This is a genomic window from Mesorhizobium sp. M7A.F.Ca.US.005.03.2.1, from assembly GCF_003997795.1.
Lineage (GTDB): Bacteria > Pseudomonadota > Alphaproteobacteria > Rhizobiales > Rhizobiaceae > Mesorhizobium > Mesorhizobium ciceri.
The window spans coordinates 1-2,763 of record NZ_RZRP01000828.1 but is presented as its reverse complement, the minus strand read 5'-3'; the positions used below and the strand labels follow the sequence as shown (position 1 = coordinate 2,763).

2 protein-coding genes and 2 pseudogenes are annotated in these 2,763 nt (G+C 65.3%); 2 read left to right on the top strand and 2 right to left on the bottom strand.

Annotation, left to right across the window (positions count from 1 at the left end; all coding sequences use genetic code 11):
* Positions 1 to 96 (bottom strand): annotated as a pseudogene (locus EN991_RS41250) (acetylglutamate kinase); the annotation flags it as partial.
* 103 nt (positions 97 to 199) lie between these two features.
* Positions 200 to 1,699 carry an amidase gene (locus EN991_RS31020; protein ID WP_127370182.1) on the bottom strand — a complete coding sequence of 500 codons (1,500 nt, stop codon included), beginning with the start codon at positions 1,697 to 1,699 and terminating at the stop codon, positions 200 to 202.
* A 152-nt stretch (positions 1,700 to 1,851) separates the two neighbouring features.
* Between EN991_RS31020 and EN991_RS31015 the strand changes: the two genes are divergently transcribed.
* Together EN991_RS31015 and EN991_RS31010 are read left to right on the top strand one after the other, a co-directional pair.
* Complete coding sequence (locus EN991_RS31015) at positions 1,852 to 2,391, top strand: sigma-70 family RNA polymerase sigma factor (protein WP_013528490.1); 540 nt, start codon at positions 1,852 to 1,854, stop codon at positions 2,389 to 2,391.
* Positions 2,388 to 2,763 (top strand): annotated as a pseudogene (locus EN991_RS31010) (anti-sigma factor); the annotation flags it as partial. The gene EN991_RS31015 and the pseudogene EN991_RS31010, both read left to right, overlap by 4 nt.

Here is a 2,763-nt window from a genome sequence, read left to right as displayed (position 1 = left end):
CACCACGACCGTCTTGTGCTCGTAGCGCTGCATGTAGGGCAGCGCCCGCGACAACAGGGCTGCCTGCATTTCGGCGGTGGCGGTTATTTCCGTCATCGGCTTGGTTCCCTGGAGATCGGTAAGGACGGCGGCGTCTTAGCGGGAATTGGCGCCGCCCGCAAATGGCTTTGCTGTCATATTCGAGCGCTTCACGACCTCGTCATCGTGTCGGCACCATCAGCGGCGCCCTGCGACCCAGCCAACCCGAGATCTTCTCCATCTGCGCGGCGAGCGACAAAAGCGTCTCCTCGTCGCCCGGACGGCCGGCAGCCTGGACGCCGATCGGCAGGCCGGCGTCGGTGACATGGACCGGCAGGGCGATCGATGGCTGGCCGCTGACATTCTGGATCGCCGGCCAATGGGTGAACCAGAGGCTCTTGTCCATCAACTGGCCGAAGAACGGCTTCAGCTTCAGCAAGGGCGTCAGGTGAAGCTTGTCGAGCAGGTTCTCGATGAGGTCGTCGGCGCCTTTCGGATCCATTGCGCCGCAGGCAAGCGGCGGGTGGGCAATGATCGGCATCAGCACGGCGTCATACTGCGCGGTCTCTGCGATCAGCCGCCGTGAGGCGGCATGCAGCCGCTGCAGGTCGGCATAGGTCTCGCCGGCCGACACCAGTTCGCCGAAGCGGGCGAGCACGCGCGTCGCCCGCTCGATGTCGCCGGCAACGGAACGGCCGACGCGCAGCGCTTCGGCCCGCATCGTGCCAGCGACGGCGGAGGCAACCGTTCTGCAGAAATCGGCGAAGAAATCGCGGCCGATAAAGGGCAAGTCGATCTCCTCGACCGTGTGGCCGCCCTCGCGGGCAAGCGCCACCGCCGTGTCGAGCGCCTCGAGCGTCTCGTCCGAGATCGGCAGGCGAAGCGGCGATTTGCGGTACACGGCCAGGCTGAGCTTGCCGGGATCGCGCGCGGCGGCAGCCGCGAACGTGCCTTTCGGCCGCGGCGCGGCATAGGGCGACAGAGGATCGGGCCCGTGGGTCAGGTCGAGCAGCAGCGCGCAATCGCGCACCGAACGGGTGAGCGCATGGTCGACGACCATGCCGTACCAGCTTTCGCTCACCAGGGGCGTCAGCGGTGTACGGCCGCGCGACGTCTTCAGGCCGACAAGTCCGGTGCAGGCGGCAGGCACACGGATCGAGCCGCCGCCATCGGAGGCATGCGCCACCGGCACGACGCCGGCTGCGACCAGTGCTGCCGAACCGCCCGAAGAGCCGCCGCTGGTATGGCCGGTGTTCCACGGATTGCGGGTGATGCCAAAGGCCCTGGATTCGGTCATCAATCGAAGCCCGTGCTCCGGCGATGTCGAGGTGACGATCGGGATAAGTCCGGCAGCGAGATAGCGGTCGGTCAGCGCCGAATTGACGTCGGCCAGCCATGCCGGAATGCGGCTGCCGCCATGCGTCGGCACGCCCTTGATGGCGATGCCGAGATCCTTGATGGCGAAGGGAACACCAGCCAGCGGCAGCGAGGGGTCGACGGTCTTGGCGCGGACGCGGGCGGCATCGTAGAGCGGTTCGGCCGTGGCATTGATGTCGGGACGGGTGGCCTCGGCGCGGGCAATCGCGGCGTCGGTCAGTTCGACGGCCGAAACCTCGCCCTTGCGGACCAGATTGGCGAGGCCGGTGGCATCTTCTTCCCAAAGGATCCGTTCGACCGACATGCGCGCTCCCCCATCAATGAAGGCAAGCTAGCCAGTGGCAATTCCATTGGCAATCGACCGACGGATCCGGGCCGGTGACACACAAAAGCTTAGGCGTGCACAAGGTTATTTCCGTCGTTGCAAATACATGGCAATCGCCTAATTTGCCTGCAATGACGCCGCAGGACATCACCAAGCTGATCGTTCGGACTTCGATGAAGGATCGGGCCGCGTTCGATCTGCTTTACCGGCAGACCAGCGCGAAACTTTTTGGCGTCTGTCTTCGTGTATTGAACGACCGGGGAGACGCGGAAGAAGCGCTGCAGGAAGTCTTCGTCAAGATATGGACGAAGGCCGACCGTTTTGCTGTTTCCGATCTAAGCCCGATCTCCTGGCTGGTGGCAATCGCGCGCAATCATGCGATCGATCGCATCAGAGCGCGGCGCAAACCCGCCGCCGACATCGATGCCGCGCTCGACGTGGCCGATCCGGCGCCGGGGCCTGAAGCGATGGCGGTGGCGGGCGACGAATCCGAACGTATCCACCATTGTCTCGATGAGCTGGAGAAGGACCGGGCAGCAGCCGTCCGGGGCGCCTATCTCAAGGGCGAGAGCTATGCCGAACTGGCGGAGCGCCATGGCGTGCCGCTGAACACGATGCGTACATGGCTGCGCCGCAGCCTGTTGAAACTCAGAGAATGCCTGGAAAGATGACGCTGGCAGAAGACACAGGACCGGAACGTGGAGGCGACGACCTGCTCGCCGCCGAGTACGTTCTCGGCGTGCTCGATGCCGACGAACGCCAGATCGTCTCTCGCCGCATTGATGCGGATACGGCTTTCGCCCGTCTTGTCGAGGACTGGGAGGTCAGTCTCTCACCGCTTGCCGCCGCCTATCGGGAAGTCGAGCCGCCGGTTTCGGTGAAGACCGCGGTCGACCGCCGCCTGTTCGCTACCGCTGCCGCGGTGAGCAGGCCCGCCGAAGTGCGCGGCGGCCTGTGGTCCAGCCTGGCCTTCTGGCGCGGCCTTGCCGCAGCCGCGGTTGCGGCACTGGCGATTTACATCGCCGTGCCCATTCTCAACCCAC